Source organism: Streptomyces sp. 8L, from assembly GCF_020176795.1.
In the GTDB taxonomy this organism is placed as follows: domain Bacteria; phylum Actinomycetota; class Actinomycetes; order Streptomycetales; family Streptomycetaceae; genus Streptomyces.
This window is the reverse complement of sequence record NZ_JAIUKE010000007.1, coordinates 12678-31967: the sequence shown is the minus strand read 5'-3', so window position 1 is coordinate 31967 and position 19290 is coordinate 12678. Positions and strand designations below refer to the sequence as shown.

The 19290-nt window shown below is 72.3% G+C and carries 15 protein-coding genes; 6 read left to right on the top strand and 9 right to left on the bottom strand.

The features are described from left to right. Nucleotide 1: 1 nt before the first annotated feature. Both LCE31_RS00885 and LCE31_RS00880 read right to left on the bottom strand, forming a co-directional pair. Nucleotides 2-1087: a methionine ABC transporter ATP-binding protein gene (locus tag LCE31_RS00885; RefSeq protein WP_225011930.1), complete on the bottom strand. Its 1086-nt coding sequence runs from the start codon at nucleotides 1085-1087 to the stop codon at nucleotides 2-4. A 2-nt stretch (nucleotides 1088-1089) separates the two neighbouring features. Continuing rightward, a complete protein-coding gene (locus LCE31_RS00880) occupies nucleotides 1090-1968 on the bottom strand; it encodes a MetQ/NlpA family ABC transporter substrate-binding protein (protein ID WP_225011928.1) in 879 nt (292 codons plus the stop codon). 933 nt (nucleotides 1969-2901) lie between these two features. Between LCE31_RS00880 and LCE31_RS00875 the strand changes: the two genes are divergently transcribed. Then, complete coding sequence (locus LCE31_RS00875; RefSeq protein ID WP_225011927.1) at nucleotides 2902-3642, top strand: class I SAM-dependent DNA methyltransferase; 741 nt, start codon at nucleotides 2902-2904, stop codon at nucleotides 3640-3642. 89 nt (nucleotides 3643-3731) lie between these two features. Here the strand turns inward: LCE31_RS00875 and LCE31_RS00870 are convergent, their stop codons facing one another. Next, on the bottom strand, nucleotides 3732-5195 hold the full coding sequence (locus tag LCE31_RS00870; protein WP_225011926.1) for an MFS transporter: 1464 nt from the start codon (nucleotides 5193-5195) through the stop codon (nucleotides 3732-3734). 149 nt (nucleotides 5196-5344) lie between these two features. On the opposite strand from LCE31_RS00870, the gene LCE31_RS00865 reads away from it, so the two are divergent. Together LCE31_RS00865 and LCE31_RS00860 are read left to right on the top strand one after the other, a co-directional pair. Beyond that, nucleotides 5345-6004 carry a TetR/AcrR family transcriptional regulator C-terminal domain-containing protein gene (locus tag LCE31_RS00865; protein WP_225011924.1) on the top strand — a complete coding sequence of 220 codons (660 nt, stop codon included), beginning with the start codon at nucleotides 5345-5347 and terminating at the stop codon, nucleotides 6002-6004. 1 nt (nucleotide 6005) lies between these two features. Continuing rightward, nucleotides 6006-6827: a siderophore-interacting protein gene (locus LCE31_RS00860; RefSeq protein WP_225011922.1), complete on the top strand. Its 822-nt coding sequence runs from the start codon at nucleotides 6006-6008 to the stop codon at nucleotides 6825-6827. Nucleotides 6828-6929: 102 nt separating this feature from the next. Here LCE31_RS00860 and LCE31_RS00855 read toward each other — a convergent pair whose 3' ends face one another. Continuing rightward, nucleotides 6930-7904 (bottom strand): alpha/beta hydrolase, encoded by a 975-nt coding sequence (locus LCE31_RS00855; protein ID WP_225011921.1) that lies wholly within the window; start codon nucleotides 7902-7904, stop codon nucleotides 6930-6932. Further along, a complete protein-coding gene (locus LCE31_RS00850; RefSeq protein WP_374118369.1) occupies nucleotides 7904-8827 on the bottom strand; it encodes an alpha/beta hydrolase family protein in 924 nt (307 codons plus the stop codon). The genes LCE31_RS00855 and LCE31_RS00850 overlap by 1 nt, the downstream gene beginning before the upstream one ends. Nucleotides 8828-9015: 188 nt before the next feature. Here LCE31_RS00850 and LCE31_RS00845 point away from each other — a divergent pair, with 188 nt between their 5' ends. Beyond that, nucleotides 9016-9564, top strand: coding sequence for a TetR/AcrR family transcriptional regulator (locus LCE31_RS00845; protein ID WP_225011919.1), 549 nt, complete (start codon nucleotides 9016-9018; stop codon nucleotides 9562-9564). A gap of 378 nt (nucleotides 9565-9942) precedes the next feature. On the opposite strand, the gene LCE31_RS00840 is transcribed toward LCE31_RS00845, so the two are convergent. From LCE31_RS00840 to LCE31_RS00825, 4 genes are all read right to left on the bottom strand, one after another. Continuing rightward, complete coding sequence (locus tag LCE31_RS00840) at nucleotides 9943-10479, bottom strand: flavin reductase family protein (protein ID WP_225011917.1); 537 nt, start codon at nucleotides 10477-10479, stop codon at nucleotides 9943-9945. 556 nt (nucleotides 10480-11035) lie between these two features. Continuing rightward, entirely contained in the window at nucleotides 11036-11869 is an 834-nt protein-coding gene (locus LCE31_RS00835; protein ID WP_225011915.1) for a YqcI/YcgG family protein, read from the bottom strand. Nucleotides 11870-11963: 94 nt separating this feature from the next. Continuing rightward, the gene (locus LCE31_RS00830) at nucleotides 11964-13376 is read right to left on the bottom strand and encodes a hypothetical protein (protein WP_225011913.1); all 1413 of its coding nucleotides are present in this window, start codon (nucleotides 13374-13376) and stop codon (nucleotides 11964-11966) included. A 727-nt stretch (nucleotides 13377-14103) separates the two neighbouring features. Beyond that, a complete protein-coding gene (locus LCE31_RS00825) occupies nucleotides 14104-14784 on the bottom strand; it encodes a hypothetical protein (protein ID WP_225011911.1) in 681 nt (226 codons plus the stop codon). 347 nt (nucleotides 14785-15131) lie between these two features. Between LCE31_RS00825 and LCE31_RS00820 the strand changes: the two genes are divergently transcribed. Both LCE31_RS00820 and LCE31_RS00815 read left to right on the top strand, forming a co-directional pair. Beyond that, on the top strand, nucleotides 15132-16907 hold the full coding sequence (locus LCE31_RS00820; protein ID WP_225011910.1) for an ABC transporter transmembrane domain-containing protein: 1776 nt from the start codon (nucleotides 15132-15134) through the stop codon (nucleotides 16905-16907). Continuing rightward, a complete protein-coding gene (locus tag LCE31_RS00815) occupies nucleotides 16904-18847 on the top strand; it encodes an ABC transporter ATP-binding protein (RefSeq protein ID WP_225011908.1) in 1944 nt (647 codons plus the stop codon). Before LCE31_RS00820 ends, LCE31_RS00815 begins: the two co-directional genes overlap by 4 nt. The last annotated feature ends 443 nt before the right edge of the window (nucleotides 18848-19290 follow it).

Below are 19290 nucleotides of genomic sequence, written 5' to 3'. Positions count from 1 at the left end.
GTCAGGATTCCTCCTCGATCAGGTCGACGCCGTCCCCGCGCAGTGTGTCCAGTGCCGCGTCCACCGCGTCGTCGGGGCCGACGAGTTCGAAGGTGAGGCTGCCGATGGGGCGTTCCTGGAGTTCGCTGATGCCGCCGAAGATGATCTCGGCGGCGACCGCGTGGTCCAGGAACACCCGGGCGACGTCGGTCTGGAAGCCCGTACGGTCCTGCACCCTGATGGAGACGATCCGGCCGGTGTGCCGCAGGCGCAGCCGTTCCAGGGTCGCCGCGGACGGGCGCTCGCGCAGTGCCGCGCCGACCAGACGCGCGGCAGCCTCGGTCTTCGGGTGCGCGAAAACGTCGTAGACCGCGCCCTGTTCGACGATCCTCCCCGCGTCGAGCACGGCGACCCGGTCCGCCACGGCGCGGATGACGTCCAGTTCGTGCGTGATCATTACGACGGTGACGCCCAGGGTGCGGTTGACGCGTCGCAGCAGGGCCAGTACCTCAGCGGTCGTCCCGGGGTCGAGTGCGCTGGTCGCCTCGTCCACCAGCAGCAGCGAGGGCTCCGTCGCCAGCGCGCGGGCGATGCCCACGCGCTGTTTCTGCCCTCCGGACAACTGCTCGGGATGGTCGTGGGCGCGGTCCAGCAGGCCCACGAAGTCCAGCAGGGCGGCGACCCTGTGGTCGCGCTCGGCCCGTCCGGTCCCGGCGACCTTGAGCGGATAGGCGACGTTGCCCGCGACCGTCCGGGACCGGAACAGGTTGAACTGCTGGAAGACCATTCCGATGTCGCGCCGCACCTGCCTGCGGTCCCGCTCGGTCAGCGCGGTGAGGTCGTGCTCGCCCACGCGCACCGTGCCGGACGTGGGCGTCTCCAGGCCGTTGATGAGCCGTACGAGTGTGCTCTTGCCCGCTCCGGACTGCCCGATGATCCCGAAGACCTCCCCTCTGCGGACTTCCGCGCTGATGCCGTCGAGTGCGACGAACTCCTCGCCGCGCCCGCCCTTGCCGGGAAACGTCTTGCGGATGTTCTCCAGGCGGACGTGGACCGCGTCAGGACGGACGGTCGGCTCGCCGCCGGTGATGTTCTTCGCTTCGGCCACGGCTACTTCGTCGCCGCCCTGGCCTGCTTCTCCACCGTCGTGAGCTCCGCACGCAAGCGTGCCGGTGCGACGGTGCGGAAGACGGCGGTACCGCTGTTGGCCTTCTGGACGCCCTTCTGGACGGAGGGGTCCTGGTAGAGGGCGGCCAGCTTCAGGTACGTGGGGTTGTCCTGGTCGGCGGCGCGGGCCACGAAGACGTTGACGTACGGTGCGGCGATGGCGCTCGACGGGTCGTCCTGGAAGATCGCGTCCGACTGCGACAGCTTCGCGCTCGTGGCGTAGTTGTTGTTGACGACCGACGCGGCAACCGAGCCGCTCTGCACCGCTCCCGCGGTCTGGGAGGCGTCCAGTGTCACCACGTCGACCTTGTGTGTCGCGATGTCCGAGGTGCTGGAGAACGCCGTGCCGCCTGCCTTGAGGGTGATCAGTTTCGCCGCCTGGAGGACGAGCAGCCCCCGCGCCTCGTTGATCGCGTCGTTCGGGATGGCCACCTTGGCACCGGCCGGCAGCGCCGCCGCGTTGTGGTATTTCAGCGAGTACAGCGGGAGCGGGTAGACGGCCGTGGCTCCGATGGGCTGGAGGTCGTCGTGCGCGCTCACGTTGTAGTTCGCGAGGTACTGGATGTGCTGGAACTCGTTGAGGTCGAGCCGCTTCTCCTTCAGCGCCGGGTTGGGCTGGCTGTAGTCGGTGAAGTTCACCAACTTCACGGTGACGCCCAGCTTCTTCTTGGCGAGCGCCGAGAACGTCTTCCAGTACGGCTGCGAACCGTCGGTGACACCGATGGTGACGGCTTTCGTGTCCCCATCGCCGCCGGTCCCGAGGACGAGGCCGACGACCAGCGCCGCGACCACGATCACCGCGCCTGCCACCAGCCAGATCACGCGCCGGCGGCTTCCTCCTCGACGCGGTGGCAACTGGGGCTCTTCCGGCGACCCGTCGGCTATGGAAGAAGTGGACATGACAATACCTCCGGAAGGCCGCGTACGCGCAGCGAAGGGGACGGGGGTGCGACAAGGGGTGTTCGAGGTGGCACGGGCTGGGGTGATACGGGCCGGGGGTGGTACCGACCGACCGCCGCGTTCGGCGACGCCACGGGAGGTGTGTGCGCCGTGCGGTCAAGTACGGCTGTGGCAGCCCGGGTTACCGGTAGAGGCCCGTGCGGAGTCGGAGGACGGCAGCGGGCGGTCCGCCCGGCCGCGTGTCAGTGACAGAGGCAGCTGGCGACGCGCGCGTAGTCGATCACACGTCGACTTGTCAGCAGCACGGGGTCCATGGCGGACACCCTAACAGTCCCGCCCGGCCGCTCGCACCGGGGTGTGATCCAGGGCCATGGCGCCGCCCGCACACACCACTTCGCGGACGTGCGGGCAGTGTCACACCGTGACCGCGACGGCGAGACCCGCCCCCGGGGAGGCCGCCGCCTCTCCGGGGCCGGGAGTGTCGTGTCGTACGGCGGGCGCCCCGGGACGCGGTGTGCGGGGCGCGGCCCGAGGCGTGATCGGGCATCGGGTACGGCGACGTGCTCGGCCGTAGTGCACGGGACGTACGGGGTCGCGGCCTTCCGCGCGGGACGCCGGGGTCCGGTGTGAGCGACCCTAGGACCCGCGGGCCGGGGCCGGAAGAGACACCGGGAACCGCAACACGACCGCAACGGCACGCAACACGCGGCAACACCGGCGCAATGCTGTGAGCGGGGTGCGAATGCCGGAGGTACGCGCACCCGCGGGTGCAGCAGGTACCGGATACGGACACGCACACCGCGGCGTCGGTAAATGCGTCGACAGCGCCCCTCGGCCCCGGCACAGTGGCCGTCCATGACGAGCAGTGAGCTGTGGAGCCGTGCGACCGCCGAACGCTACGACGCAGGGGAGGCCGAGACGTTCTCGGCCGCCGTTCTCGGACCGACCGTCGCCTTCCTCGCCGAGCTCGCCGGACGCGGCCGGGCGCTGGAGTTCGCCATCGGGACCGGACGCGTGGGCGTCCCGCTCCGAAGACACGGTGTGCCGGTGGTGGGCATCGAACTGTCCGAGCACATGGCCGCGGTGCTGCGCCGCAAGCTGGACGAGGACACACTCCCGGTGGTCATCGGGGACATGGCCACCACCGTCGTCCCGGGCGGGTTCACCCTGGTCTATCTCGTCTACAACACCATCACGAACCTGCTCACACAGGACGAGCAGGTCGAGTGCTTCCGCAACGCCGCACGTCATCTGGAGCCCGGCGGCCGATTCGTCGTCGAACTGGCCGTGCCGCCCCTGCGGTTCCTGCCGCCCGGCCAGGTCGCGGTGCCGTTCGACGTCTCCGAGCGGCATCTCGGCTTCGACACCTTCGACCTGGTCGAGCAGATGCTCGTCTCACATCACTTCACCCGCGACGGCGACGGCGGCCGCTACCGTCGAGACCAGTCCCGGCACCGGTACGCCTGGCCGGCGGAGCTCGACCTGATGGCGCGGATCGCCGGGCTGGAGAGGGAGCGTCGCGTCGGGGACTGGGACGGGGCGCCGTTCACCCAGGACTCCGCGAAGCACATCTCCGTATGGCGCAAGCCGGGCTGAACTCGCCGCGGCACCGCGTCCGGACGGTGCCGAGCCGGGCGGCGCCGGCCCCGCGCCGGTCGCCCCGCTCGGTCGGCCCGGGCCCTTCGCTACCCGTCGTGTTCCGTCAACCGCGCGGGTCCGCGGCCGATGAGCACCGCGACGACTGCGGCGCCGACGGCGAGGGCGGTGCCTCCGACGAGGAAGACGTCGTGGAAGCCCTGGACGGTGGCGGCGGGGATGCCGCCGGGATGCGCGGCGAGATAGGCGCTGGTTCCGCTCGCGGCGACGGCGCCGAGGACGGCTATGCCCAGCGACCCGCCGATCTGCTGGGTAGTGTTGACCAGTGCGCCGGCGGCTCCGGCGTCGGTCTCGTCGATGCGGGTCATGGCCGTGTTCGGTGCGATGACGAAGACGAGGCCGCAGCCGATGGCGGTGACCGCTTCGCCCGGAAGGACGTGCGCGAGGTATCCGCCGGAGACGTTCAGGCCGGCGAGGAGGAGCATGCCGCCTGCGGTGATGACCAGCCCGGCGACGGCCAGTGTGCGGGGCGCGAGCCGGCTCATCAGGCGTCCGGCGACTCCGGAGCCGACACCGACGCCGACGGCGGACGGCAGGAACGCGAGGCCGGTGCGCACGGGGCTGTACCCGCTGACTCCCTGCATGTAGTACGAGAGGAACAAGAAGATGCTGAACAGCGCCGCGCCGGAGAGCAGGCTGGTCAGGTAGGCGCCACCGCGCGACCGGTGCAGCACGATCCGCGGGGGCAGCAGCGGGTGCGCGCTGCGCGCCTCGATCACGACGAAGGCGACGAGGAGCACCACGGCCGCGATCAGCGCCTCCGATGTCACAGCAGCCGTCCATCCCTTCTCCTGGCCTTTGGTGATTCCGAAGATCAGACTCATGAGGCCGAAGGTGACCGTGAGCGCTCCCGGCACGTCGTACCGGCCCTTTCCTCCGGCTCTGCTCTCGGCGAGCACGACGGCGCCGATCACCGCGGCGATGACGCCGACCGGCACGTTGATCAGCAGGCACCAGCGCCACGACGTGTACTGCGTCAGCAGTCCGCCGACGATGAGGCCGATCGCCACGCCCGCGCCGGAGACCGCGCCGTAGACCGCGAAGGCGGTTCCGCGTCCCTTCGTCCGGGTGAAGGTGACCGAGAGGATCGCCAGGCCCGCCGGCGCCATCAGGGCCGCGAACGCTCCCTGGAGCCCGCGTGCGACGAAGAGCACCGACGCCGTCGTGGCGAGGCCGCCCAGTGCGGAGGCGGCGGCGAACCCGATCAGGCCGGTGAGCAGGACGCGTTTGCGTCCGGCGAAGTCGGCGATCCGGCCGCCGAGCAGGAGCAGACCGCCGAAGGTGAGCGCGTACGCGGTCACGACCCATTGCCGCGAGGCGTCCGAGATGTCCAGCGTCTCCTGCACCTTCGGCAGGGCCACGTTCACCACCGACGCGTCCAGCGCCAGGATCAGCTGCACCAGGGCGATCAGCCCCAGCACCCACCAACGCCATGGAACGGGCTCCGTGTCGGTGTTCGTGTCCTCGGGGCTCTCAAGCTGGGATTCCGGCATCGTTCGCATCCCTCTCGCGTCTCGCCGCCGATGACTCGCGGACCGAGACTCTAACAATGTTCGACTTGAGCAATGTTTGACTTGAGCGATGTTAGAGTCATGCCGTGTTAGAGTCAAACAACGTTAGGGTTTTGCTGAAGGAGGTCACGATGGTTCAAGTACGGCGCGGTGATGTGGTCGCCGGCGGCCTGGAGCTGCTCGACGCCGAGGGCCTGGAGGCCTTGACGACTCGCAAGCTGGCCGCCCACCTGGGCCTCCAGGCCGGCAGCCTCTATTGGCACTTCCCCAGCAAGCAGGCGCTGCTTGAGGCCATGGCCGACCAGATCGTCGCGGGCGTGGGCTCACCCTCGCCGGGAGGCACCTGGGACGAGAAGCTGGCCGAGTTCGCCCACGGGCTCAGGCGAACGCTGCGAGCGCACCGGGACGGCGGGCGCGTGGTCGCCGGTTCCTACGTCACCGAGCAGAACACCGTCGCCGTCAGCCGCGCCTGGGTCCAGGCCCTGCGCGATCACGGCCTCGCCGTGCGGGACGCGGCGTGGGGCGGGTTCGCCGTGTTCAGCTTCGTCCTCGGCCACGTCATCGAGGAGCAGGGCATGGCGGAGCTGACCCCGGAGCAGCGGTCAGCGAAGTCGGGGACCGTGCTGCCGGACGGCGACCGCCCCGACGAGGTCACCGCCGCGCTCGTCGACGCCGTACTCGCCGACCCGGACGACCGCTTCGAGTTCGGCCTGAGCCTCTGTCTCGACGGTCTCCGGCAGCGGCATACGAGCACGGCGGCGCGGACACCGGATGCCCGGAAGGCCGACTGACATGTCGTTGCTCCCCAGCGTCCGCCGGCCGCGCGAGCGGGCCATGGTCACCCTGGAAGTCCTGCGCGCCGAGCGCCTCAGCCCGAGCTTCGTCAGGGTGACGCTCGGGGGCGCCGAGCTCGGCAGGTTCCGGCCCAGCGGCCCCGACCAGGCATTCCGGATGTTCTTCCGGCGCCAGGGACAGCGGCGGCTGACGATGCCGACCTTCGCCAACGAGGCATGGATGGCGCAGCTGATCATGCAGCCGGTCAGCCGCCGGCCGTGGGTGCGCATGTACACCGTGCGGGCCATCCGCCCGCAGCTCGGAGAGCTCGACGTCGAGATCGCCCTGCACGAAGGAGAGCACGGTCCCAGCCCCGCCACCGCATGGGCGCTCAGCGCCGCCCCCGGCGATCCGGTGGGCGTCTTCGACGAGGGCTACACCTTCCGGCCCGCCCCGACGGCGCGCCGGCAGCTTCTCGTCGGAGACGAGAGCGCGCTGCCCGCCGTGCTGGCCGTCCTCGATCACGCCTCGCCGGATCTGCGGGCGGACGTCTTCCTCGAAGTCCCCACCGAGGCGGACATCCGGCCCGGCATCCACCGTCCGGAGGGCGCCGTCGTTCACTGGCTGCCGCGCGACGACCCGGCCCTGCGGCCGGGGGCGCGTGCGCTGGAGGCCGTGCGGGGCGCGGAGCTGCCGGCCCCGCCCGACTACGCGTGGGTCGCGGGGGAGTCGGCGCTCGCCACGGGCGTCCGCCGCCACCTCGTCAACGACCGCCGCCTCCCCAAGTCCGCCATCACCTTCACCGGCTATTGGCGCCACGGGCACGGCTCGCCCGGGTAGTCCGCGGCGCCAGTGCCGCGTGTACAGCTCGCTCAGGTAGTCCGCGACGTCGGCGCCGGGTGCACAGCTCGCCCGGATGGTCCGCGGCGCCGGCGCCGGGTGTCAGGAGAACAGGCGGTCGATCCACCGGTCGCGGGCCGCGACCATGTCCTTCGCGAGAGTGGTGTGCGACGCGAAGACGTCGAAGGCGTGGAACCCGCCGGGCCATACGTGGAGCTCGGCCTGCCCTCCCGCGGCCCAGATCCGGGTCGCGTAGGCGACGTCCTCGTCCCGGAAGACCTCCGCGGAACCGCAGTCGATGAAGGTCGGCGGGAGACCGGACAGCTCGGCGGCGCGAGCGGGCGCCGCGTAGACGGAGACGTCGCCGGTACCTCGGCGGGTCCCGAGCAGCGCGGTCCAGCCGGTGCGGTTGCTGCCGCGGTCCCACATGCCGACGCCGTGGATCTGCGCCGTCGAGACGGTGTCGTCGCGGTCGTCGAGCATCGGGTACATGAGGAGCTGGCCGGCGAGAGCCGGGCCGCGCCGGTCGCGGGCGAGCAGGGCGGTGCCCGCGGCGAGGCCGCCGCCCGCGCTGCTGCCGGCGATGACGAGCCGGTCCGGGGCGATGCCGAGCTCGCCCGCGTGCTCGGCCGTCCAGACGAGTCCCGCGTAGCAGTCCTCGACCGGGGTCGGGTCGGGGTGCTCCGGCGCGAGGCGGTAGCCGACGCTGACGCCGACGGCGTCATAGCGCAGGAGCCAGTCCGCGAGCACCTCGACGCCGCCCAGCGCGTCGCCGAACATCATGCCGCCGCCGTGGCAGTAGTAGAAGCCGGGCCCCGCGCCGGAGTGGCCGGCCGGCCGCACGACGCTGAGGACGACGGCCCCGCCGTCGTACGAGGAGATGGTGACGTCCCGTACGTCGAGGCCGCGCCGCGTGAGCGTCTCCCGCGCGTCGGGCCCCTGGCCCATGGCCTGCCGCATCGGCTGGATCATCTCAGGGGTGATCGTGGGCGGAAGCTGCGCGGACAGGGTGTCGAGGACGGCTTGAAGCTCCGGGTCGAAGGGCGGGCGCGGGAGCGGTGTGTCCGCCGCGCTCATCACTGCTTGCTCTCCAGGCGCCCGCCGGGCTCCGCCTGGGCGCGCAGAGCGTCCGCCGCCTTGGTCCAGGCGTCGGGATCGTCGAGGACGGCGGTACGCAGGTAGGCGGTGGTGAGGCGCTGGACGAGCTCGACGCGCTCGGGGTTCTCGTCGGTGGTCGCGGCGGCCTCGTAGCCGTTGATGCCGCCGAGTCCGTGCTCGCCGCCGAAGAGGGTGAGCAGGGTCTTGTTCGCGGGGCTCATCGTGTACACGTCGGTGAACCAGTCCGGACCGCGCGTCGACAGGGGAGACTGGTCGTGGTCGCCTGCGGCGATGAACACCGGGGCGGAGAGCTCGGTGAAGTCGGGGCGCATGAACGGGAAGTACGTCTGCGCCAGCTCCGTGAGGCTGTCCCCGTCGCCGGGGTGGGCCAGCAGGACGCCGACCGTGAAGCGGGCATCCCTCATGCTCGCGCCGGCGACGCCTGCGGTGTCGCGAACGCGTTCGCCGAGCAGCATGGCCGCGGTCTGGGCGCCGTACGAGTGGCCGGCGGCGACCAGCCGGCTCCGGTCGATCCGCCCGGCCAGGCCCGGCACGGCCTGCTCGACGAGACCGAGGCTGTCGGCGACGAGGCTCATGTCCTGCACGCGCAGCCGCCAGATGTCCGGGGTGCGCGAGTCGTCGGGGGCGAGGCCGAGCGTCTTGGAGTCCAGGAAGGTCGGCTGGACGACGACGAAGCCGCGGGCCGCCCAGTAATCGGCCAGCGGGGCGTAGTCGCGGGAGGAGAGGCTGAAGCCGTGGGCGAAGACGATCACGGGCAGGCTGTCGCCGGAGCTCGGCGCGGATACCTTCACCTGCAGGTCCTGGCCGCGGTGCGGAGCGGGGACCGTGACAGGCGAGACGGTGATGACGGGAGCCGGATCGGTCGTGGTGGTGGTGGTCATCATGGTGCTTTCTGAGAAGTTGCGAAGGCAGGGGGGTGTGTCGAGGTCGAATCCGCTATCATCGGCTAAGCGGATCAACGATCCACAACGATACGGAACACCGATCCGTTTAGCAAGCACCACGACGTGAGGACAGAACGCTGACGGCGAACAGCAGGGAACCGAGCGAGGCGAAGAGGGCCGACGCCGTGCGCAACGCGCGGACGGTGCTGGACGCCGCGGCCGCGGTGTTCGTCGAATCCGGCGTGGATGCGCCGATCCGCCAGATCGCCGCCCGTGCGGGTGTCGGCATCGCGACCATCTACCGCCACTACCCGACGCGGCAGGAACTCATCGTCGCCGTCTACGGGCATCAGGTGGAGGCCTGCGCCGCGGCCGCCCCCGAACTCCTCGCCTCTTCACCCTCACCCCGCGCGGCCCTGCGGAGCTGGGTGGGGCTGTTCGTGGAGTTCCTCACCACCAAGCACGGACTCGCCTCCGTGATGAGCTCGGACGACGGCGAGTTCGGCACCCTGCACGCCTACTTCCTCGACCGGCTGGTGCCCGCGTGCGCTCAGATCCTGGACGCGGGGATCGCCCAGCGGTCGCTGCGGACGGACATGCCGCCCGCACTCCTGCTGCGGGCCATCGGCAACCTCTGCGTCACGAGCCGGTTCGACCAGGGCGACGAAACCCAGACCATGGTCGACGTCTTCCTCGACGGACTCACCGTGACCCCCGGTCCCGACGGGGCCTAGGGGTGCGCGCCGCTCGCGAGGCGCCGCTGACACGGCTCGGTCGCCAGTCCGGCCGCCCCCGAGATCCGCATCCCCGCGGACCGGAGTGGTCTGCCCCTCCGCCATCGCGACCTCGGCCGCGCACACCCACGGCAGCCAAGGCCGGGGGCGCGGCGGTCCACTAGGGCGTTGTCTCGCCGGGCCGGGGTCTCCGGGCTACATCAGAGCTGCTCACCCACCGAGGAAGCAGACCTGCGCCCGGCGTTCCGTATGGGCCGCGCTCCTGTCCGCCGTCCCCGTTGCTACGACGCGTGACCGGCGACCGGCGACACGATCACGGCGGACGAGTGCGGAGCCGATTGCGGGGACGCCGCTCAGGGGCCCGGTCGCCGCCCAGGGTCAGCCGTGCGCGGCCGCACCGGTCGGGGCGTGGGTACCGAACTGGTGGCAGTGGTAGACGAGCGGCGCGAGGTCCTCCCCCACGCAGGCGTCGGTGACCAGGCCCGCCGCGATGGTGTGATCCCCACCCGGAAGGAACTGCTCCACCACGCACTCCACCCAGATGCTGACGCCCGCCAGGCGGGGCAGGCCCGCTTCCTCGTGCCAGGCGACGCCGGCGAACTTGTCGCCGCCCCGGCGGGCGAAGACACCCGCCAGGTCGTGCTGGCCGGCGCCGAGCACGTTCAGGGCGAAGCGATGGGTACGGCGAAGAGCGGCGAGTAGTCCGGATTTCTCGTCGAGCGCGATCATGGCCATCGGCGGGTCCATCGACAGGGAGGCGAACGCGCTCACCGTGGCGCCGTAGGGGATCTCCCCTTCCATGGTGGTGACGACGGAGACGGGCGTGGCCACCGCGGCCATCGCCCGCCGGAAGGCGGTGTCGGAGACGCGACGCGCCACAGTGCCGCTGGCGGGTGCGCTGTCGTGGTCGGACAAGATCGCTCGCTTTCAGGGTGCCGGCTGGAGGGGGCCCGGAGGCGACGCGTCCCACGCCCACGCGGAATCGGGGCCGTCCGACCGCGGAGCCGGGCGCAGGGCACGTGTGTACGCGGAGGTCGGCGCCACGCCGGTCCCCTGCCCCGGGCCCGAGCGGCCGGGCGCGGCGTGTCACGGGCCCGGAGGTGTCGCCGCCGTCCGGGAAGTGCGTTCCAGGACGTACCTGTTGAGACCGGCCTCCCCCGTGGCCCGCCGCACCGAGGACAGGAACGCCGACAACCGTGACGGGCCGGGCAGTTCGACGTACTCGGCGCAGTCACACGCCGGGGTGCCGGGGCCCCGCCGCTGCCCCTACCGGATTCCGGATCGGGCGGCCGTCAGCGGTGCTCTCCCGGCGCCGTCGAACCGCTCGGTCATGCACGCCTCTTCTGTTCCCGTGCGGTGTGCGCGGTGCCGCGGGGTACGGTGGGAGCCGGTCAGCGGTCAGCGGTCACCGCACCCGGCTGGGTTCGGTGACCTCGCCCGGGCGATCCCCTGCGGGGGTTTTCACGCGGGTTCATCCGATCTCCTCCGCGAGGGGAGGGGCCGCCGGGCCGCCGGCTTGTTCCGATCCGTCGGCGCCGCGCTGCCGCGCCGCGTGGAAGGGGCAACGCGTCATGCGTTCCTGAGGGGTGTCGGGCAGGAAGTACTGCCGCCACTCGCGGTTGGCCGGGTCGCCGTAGTTTCCCAGCTCCCGCGCCGGCTCCATGCCGTCGTAGCGGCGGATGCGGTTGCGTATGACCTCACGCGCCTTGGCGCCCCGCGGGGAGTCGGGCGCCAGCCCGTCGAACACCCAGCGCGGCTGGAATGTGATCATGAAGCCCGGGCTGTGCCGGCTGAGCCGGGTCACGTGCGCCGGGGTGTTGCAGACGACGAAGATCTCGGTACCGCCGAAGCTGAACTCCCACCAGGTGTCCTCGGGGTCGGTGGGGGTCTCCGCGGGCCACGGCTCCGGGTCCTTCTCGTGCAGGAACTGCAGGACCGACCAGAATCGTGTGAAATAGTCCTGCAACGACTCCTGTTGCTCGTCCGGCTGGAAGAAGACGACCAGCGAGGTGTCCCTGCCCAGCTCCTGGTAACAGTCGAGGTAGGCACGGAGGATGTCGACGAGCGGGCCCCAAGTGCCCTCGTCGCGCGCGCTCTCGACAAAGCCGAACCGCAGCGAGTGCTTCTTCGCGGCGGCCACCGCGAAGCTGCAGGGAAACGGGCTCTCCTGGGAGAGCAGGGTGGTGACGAGATCGTGTGCGACCGGCAGCCCCCAGGCGGGGACGTCACCGATGACGCAGTCTTCCAGCGACTGAGCCGTGCGTGAGTCCAGGGGCCGGTCGGGCCCTTCGGTGGAAGTGTGCACGAGAGGGGAACTCCATCCCGGAGAATTCGGACAACTGACAGGACCGCCACCGGAGTCCGCGGCGCGGTGGGCCCGGGGCCGGTGCGGCGCCCGCTCAGAACCGCTGGTACATCTCTTCCGGGATGATCGGCTGGTGGTAGGTGCACTCGCCGGAGAGCACCGTGGAGCCGTGCAGCCGCGTCACCGGTATGAGGAGTTTGTCGCCCTCGTGGAGTTCCACCTTGTGGGTGACGTTGTTCCAGAAGTGCATGTCGCCGCGCTCGATCATCACGAGGCGGTGCTCGTCGTGCACGTGCGTGGTCGAGGTCTCCTCGTTGCTCTCCACGAACGTGTCGAGGTCGACCTGGATGTTGTTCTCCTGGATGTGGGCGTTGATGCGCTCCGCCTTCTCCTGGTGCAGGGGGATGGCGTCGGCCCAGGTCAGCTGCTGGGCCAGGTCGTCGTCCCAGAGCTCGGCGAACCAGCGCGCGTCGGCGAAGCCCTGGTGGAAGCGCTCGATGGCACTCGGGCCCCACTGGCGTTCGAGCGGGGCCGCCAGACGCCGCGTCAGTTCCGCCAGGGAGTCGGCGGTCGTGCCCGAGCCGAGCCGGGTGAACAGGTCGGTGTGCACACCGAGTCCGTCCTCGAAGACATCGCGGAAACGCGGGCCGGTGACGGCCTCGTCGAGCTTGTGGTGGACCAGCGCGCCCAGGAACTCCGGGTAGGTCTCCCGGTTCCGGCCCAGCCAGTGCAGGTGGTTGCCGCGAGCCAGGGAAGAACCCAGGTAGAGCTGCCAGTAGGCCGCCGCGGTGGGCTTCAGGCCGGCGCCGTCGAGCAGCGCGCGGTACGTTTCGTGCAGGTCGGCCCAGTCCCGGTAGTCGTCGAGGAGGAGGAGGCGTCCGCCCGGGTGCGCGACGTCGAACTCGCCGAGCGCGGCCCGTCCCGCCGCCGCGTGGGCCGCGGGCAGGTAGGCGCTGAGCTGCAGCATGACGAACGTCGCGGAGGCTTTGCGGTCCTGCGTGGACAGCGCGGCGCGGAAGGCGGCGCCGGGCTCGGCGGTCCGGCGCTCGTAGGTCTCCCGTACCTCCTGCTCCAGGTGTCCGAGGCTGGTGCCGCCGAGCGGCTTGCGTTCGGCCTCCAGCAGGGTGAACAGGTGCTGTTCGAGCACCGGGGCGGCGAGCGCGGAGAGGATGCGGTTGCGCGTGCTGTAGAAGGCGGCGCCGTCCTGCTCCGCGGGGCCCCCGGCGACGGGCGGCAGGTAGAGGAGATCGCTGTCGTAGACGTTGCGCAGCATGCGGTGGCCGAGCAGGGCGCTGAGCTTGAGCGCCTTGGCGACGGGCATCGGCTTGCTGTAGTCGAGCCAGGCCAGGTCGTCGGGGCGCACCGGGCGCCGGTAGGGGTTCTCCTCTGTGGTCAGCTCCTCCCATTCGGCCGCCCGGAACGCGGTGTTGGCCGCGAACGCCTTGACGATGCCGTTGGTGTCGGACGGATCGAGCCCGTCCAGTATCTCCGCATGCTCCAGGGACATGGAAACCTCCCGAGGGATTGGGGCCGGGTGTGGCCTGAGGGCGGTCACGCGGGACAGGCCGCGGCCTGGGGGACGTTCCACCCGACGTGACTTAGGGTAGGCTTACCTAATTATCGGCACGCGTCAAGCCCTTCTCCTGGAGGACGGCCTCCGCGGCCGGGGGCGACGGCGCGACAACCGGCCGCCGGGCGGCTACGCCTGACGCGACGCCAAAGGCGGTCAGGGGACGCGGAACGTGGGCCGCACGGACAGCGGCGCGGGTGGATTCACCAGTGCGCGGTCATCTCGCGCGCGATGTCGGCGTGTTCGCTCGCGGCGTCGGCTGGACAGGGGTCTTCGGACCCGTCCCAACGGCGGACGGTCGCACTGATCGACGGGGGGACGGCGTCAACACGCCGTACAAGAGCGGTACATGAGACAGCGAGGGAAAGCGGGGGCCCGGCTCGGGCGGAAGGCGTCCGGCCTCCCGCCGGCCGAGCCACCGGGGTCGGCCACCTCCACACGGCGCGGGTACGCGACCGACGCCGCGGAGCGGCCCGCGTGCGGCGCCGGTCCCGCGCGGCTCGGACCCGGAGCCCCGGCTCCTCGCAAGAGGACAAGGCGACAAAGCGACAAAGCGAGAGAATCCCCGCCCCGAGGGCGGGGCGCCACGGCCGCGGGAAGGGCAGCGGCCGGGCGCGGCGCACGCGCCGGTGTCACCTCTCCCCGGTCGTCGCCTCCCCGGTCGTCACCTCTCCTCAGTCGTCGCCTCCTCGGTCGTGACCTCCTCGAACACGACGTCGGGACGCGCCTCGGCGAGGACGTCCCGGAGAGTCTGCCCGATCGCGTCCGAGTGGTCGGCGCCCTGCCCCGGGCAGCCCAGCACGACCACCAGCGCCTCGGTGTCGTCGGGCCGCAGCTGCCAGTCGGCCGCGTCACAGTCGCGCCGGCCGAGCCAGGCGAAAGGTTCGAACGTGCCGTCGGCCGCGCGCAGTCCGTACACCAGGTCGCCCGCGGGCACCGGCTTCGAGCGGGTGGAGAAGGCGGGCACGATGCGTTCGCCGCCCGCCGCCCTGGCCACCACGAGCGGACCCGGCCCTGCGGGGCCGGGGCGGTGGAGACCGATCCCGGCGCCGTACCGCAGGGTGGCCGCGGTGACCGCATCGACGACGGCTCCGTGCGAGCCGAAGCCCCGGGTGCGTACGAGTTCCCTGAGCCGCTCCCCCGCGGGGACGGAGTCGGGGTGGCCCAGCTCGGCAAGCAGTTTGCGATATCCCTCGGGCAGCGGTGACGCGTCGTCGTACAGGGCCCGCACACGGTCGGCCGACAGGCCGTCGTCGGCGAGCAGCGGGCGGTCCGAGGACAGCCGCCAGACCCTGACGTGGTGCAGCCCCAGTGCTCGGACCTCCGGTGTGACATGGACCCGCATCAGACCTCCTGGATCGTTCGGTGGATTCGTCCCTCGCGTCCCTGACCGCCGGACACCGGACCTCGGGCCGGGCCGTGCGGGCGGGGCGCGCATCCTACCGGGCGGGCCCCGCCCGTCACTTCAGACGCTTCTCCCGGTCGACGGTGCCTTCTCCCTCGACCGCTCATTGCCGGATCGACCGCTCATTGCGAGCAACCAAAAGGTTAGGCTAGCCTAACCAATCGTGTCCACTGCCTCATCCGCACCACCCGCGCCCTCTCCCCGCCCCGGCCTCTCGACGCGGTGGCCGCCGCGCCAACAGCGTTGTCGGGCCCGAGGAGAAGGAGCGGCGAGGAAGTGACAAACGCATGACAGTCGATGCGGCACGGAGGACACAAGGGGCCACCAGCCCCTCCGAGGCGCCCGGCGGCCGGGACACAGCCGGGGCCCCCACGGACCTCGAACCCACCCAGCAGGGCGTGCTGCGCTGGGCCTTCCGGCGGCGCCGACGGTGGATCGTGGGCGCCGCCCTGTTCACGTCGGTGCACCAGATGTGCGAGGCAGCGATCCCGGTCCTGATCGGCGCCACCGTCGACCACGCGCTGCACGGCGGGGGTCCGGGCGCACTGGCGCTGTGGATCGGGCTGCTCGGCGCGGTGTTCCTGGTCCTGTCCGCGGCGATGCGCCTGGGCGGCCGGTGGAACCGGCAGGGCAGCCAGGGCGCGGCGCACGACCTGCGCATGGCGGCAGCCACCCGGCTCCTCGACGCCCGGGGATTCGAGCGGACCTCCCTCAGCTCCGGCGCGCTGCTGTCCACCGCCACCTCGGACGCGCTGCGCGTCGGACTCGGCAACCGCTTCTGGGTCCTGGGCGCGGGCAGTGTCGCCGCGATCGCCTTCGGCGCCGCGGCTCTTCTGATCACGTCCGTACGGCTCGGCCTCGTCGTCCTGGTGGGACTTGTCCCGCTGCTCGTGCTGACCCAACTGCTGTCCAAGCCCCTCGCGGCGCGTGGCGGCGCGGAGCAGGCGCAGGTGGCCGAGGCCACGGCCACGGCGGCCGATCTGGTGCGCGGGCTGCGCGTACTCAAAGGGCTTGGCGCGGAGGCCGCCGCGCAGCAGCGCTACCGGGGAGCCAGCCGGTCGGCCCTGGCCGCGACCGTGCGGGCGGCGCGCTGGGACGCCGGCCACCAGGGCGTCAGCCTGCTGCTGAACGGCCTCTTCCTCGTCTGCATCACCTGGTTCGGGGCCCGGCTCGCCATGGAAGGCCGCCTGTCCGTGGGCGAGTTCGTGTCCTCCGTGGGCCTCGCGCAGTTCCTCGTGGGCCCCTGCAACGTGTTCGCCGGGGCGGTGGGCCTGCGCGCCCGGGCCCGGGGCTCGGCCAAGAGGATGGCGCAACTGCTGGGCGAGCCCTACGCGCTCACCGGGGGCGCGGGCGACGGGACACCGGAGACCGGGCGTGGCGGGCTGACCCTGGCGGGCCTGTCCCACGGGCCGCTGAAGGAACTCGATCTCCACGTCGGCGGCGGCGAGTTGGTCGGCGTCGTGGCGCCGGACCCGGTCGCGTCGGCAGCCCTCGTCGACGTGCTCGCCCTGCGGGTGCCACCGGACGGCGGCGCGATTCTGCTGGGCGGGGAGCCGCTGGCGGCCCTGTCCCTGAGCGCGGCGCGCGGCGCGGTCCTCGTGGCCGATCACGACGGCGACCTCTTCGACGGCACGATCGAGGAGAACGTCGCGATCGCCGCCGTGCCGGAGCGTGTACCGGCGGCGCTCGCCGCGGCCGACGCCGACCAGGTCGCCTCAGTCCTGCCCGGCGGTGCCGGGAGCCGGATCGGCGAGCGCGGCAGGCAGCTGTCGGGCGGTCAGCGCCAACGGGTCGCCCTGGCCCGCGCGCTCGCGGCCGACGCCCCCGTACTGGTTCTGCACGAGCCCACCACCGCCGTCGACCCGGCGACCGAGGCGCGCATCGCGCGGGGGCTGCGCGAGCTGCGCCGCGGACGCACGACACTCCTGGTGACCACGAGCCCCATCCTGCTGCGCCACTGCGACCGGGTCGTCCTCATCGGCGACGGCGCCGTGGCGGCGGACGGCGCCCACGCCGATCTGCTCCGCGACCACTCCGTCTACCGGGCGGCGGTGACAGCATGAACAACCAGGTCACCGCGCGGGGCCCGGCGCCCGTCAGCATCCGGGCGACGGACCTGCTGCCCACGGCGACGGCTCGCGAGACGCGCGCCGAACTCGTCGCCCGGCTGCGCCGGGCCCCGCTGCGTCCGCTCCTCGCCCTGCTCGTCACCGTGGCGAACGTGGTCGCGGGGCTCCTCGTGCCGCGCGCCCTCGGCCGCATCATCGACGTGGTCGCCCAGGGCGGACACGCCGTCTCGGCGATCACAGGACCGACCGCCCTGGTGGCGGCGTCCTGCCTGGCACAGGCGGTCCTGACCGGGTGGGGCGGCGCCCTGGTGGCCCGCACCGGCGAGGAGTTGCTGGCCGGGGTGCGCGAGAGCGCGCTCGGCCGGGCGCTGGCCGTCCCGACGGAACGTCTGGAGCGCTCCGGCGCGGGCGACCTGGTCTCGCGGGTCAGCAACGACGTCTCCGTACTGGCGGACGCGGTGCGCTCCCTGGTCCCCCAGCTCGCGAGCTCCGTCCTCCAGGTCGCGCTGACCTTCGTCGCGCTGATCGTCCTCGACTGGCGGTTCGCCGCGGCCTCGTTGCTCGTCGTGCCCTTGCAGGTGGTGGCGGTGCGCTGGCTGCGCAGGACCTCCCGGCCGGTGCGGGTGGCCGAGCGGCTCGCGCTCGGGGAGCAGACCCGGGCCATCCTGGAGTCCACCGAGGGCGCGCCCACCGTGCGCGCCTTCCGCCTGGAGAAGGACCGGCTGGAACTGGTGGGCAGCCGCTCACGCCGCTCACGCGACCTCGCCCTGCGCGCCACGCAGATCGGCACCCGCTTCTTCGGGAAGCTGAACGGCGCCGAGTGGACGGGGCTGAGCGCCCTGCTCGCCATCGGCTGGCTGCTCGTCCGCGACGGGGACGTGCCGCTCGGCACGGCGAGCGCGGCGGCGCTCTACTTCCATCAGCTCTTCGAGCCGGTCAACGGGCTGCTGTCGTCCTTCGACGAGGTCCAGTCGGCAGGTGCGGCGGCGAACCGCCTGGTGGGCCTGACGACCCTGGACGATCCCGACGCGCGGGAGGCCGGCCTGGCGCCCTCCCCCGGCGCCCCGTCCGCCCGCGAGTCCGCTGCCCCGCAGGCGGCGGACGGCGCGGCGGCAGGCGACGGCGACTTCGCGCGCGCACGCACCGGCGAAGGGGCGACACCGCTGCCGTCTCAACGCCCCTCCCCCGTCGGCTCCGGCGCCATCCCGGTCGCACTGGAGGGTGTGACGCACGCCTACGTTCCCGGGCACCCCGTGCTGCACGACATCGATCTGCGCCTCGCGGCGGGCGAACGGGTCGCCCTCGTCGGCACCTCCGGCGCGGGCAAGAGCACACTGGCGCGCCTCCTCACCGGCATCCACCGGCCCGCCCATGGCCGGGTCCTCCTCGGCGACCGCCCGCTGGAGAGCCTGCGCGCCGCGGAGGTGAGCACCACGATCACCCTGATCAGCCAGGAGACGCACGTGTTCGCGGGTCCGCTCCGCGACGATCTGCGGCTGGCCCGCCCCGGCGCGACGGACGACGAGATGTGGGCGGCGCTGGACACCGTCCGGGCCCGGAGCTGGGCGGAGAACCTGCCCGACGGCCTGGACACCAAGGTCGGCCAGGCCGGCCTGAGGCTGGACCCCATCCGCGCCCAGCAACTGGCGCTGGCCCGCCTGGTGCTCGCCGATCCGCCCGTGGCCGTACTGGACGAGGCCACCGCGGAGGCCGGCAGCGCGGGCTCCAGGGTCCTGGAGGCGGCGGCCGAGCGGGCCCTCCGCGGCCGTACGGCCCTCGTGGTCGCGCATCGCCTCACCCAGGCGGTCCGCGCCGACCGCGTCGTCGTGCTGGAGGAAGGCCGTATCGCCGAGTCGGGCACCCACGACGAACTGGTGGGCGCGGGCGGCGTGTACGCGGGGCTCTGGGAGGCGTGGTCGGGCGCGCGCACCTGACCGCGCGGCCGGGCGGAGGCGCCCGTCGGTGAGCGGTGCCCCCTCGCGGGACCGAGGAGGGGAGCACGGGGCATCCGGCCCCCGGCACGCCCCCGTTGCCGAACGCCGGGGCCGCCCGGTCCGCGAGCACGCTGCCGCTGCCGCCGGGCGACGGAGCGCCGCGCCTCGGCAAAGAGCAGCGTCAGCCATCCCGTCGGGGTCGCCGTCCCCCCGCGCGCCGGGTCACCGTCCCCGCGCCCGTGCGCGTACGTCCTCGGTCGCCCCGCCCCCTTTTCGGTGGCCGATCGCGAGGTGTCTCAGGCGTGTCGGGCGATGCCGCGGCGCAGGCGAGGTGTGAGCGGATACCGGCCTGGGCAGGCCGCCCATTGCCGGTGAGTGAATGGTATGACTATTATCTGTTGCACATTGATCGCTCTTGCAGATCGTTCGCAATAGATGCCTAG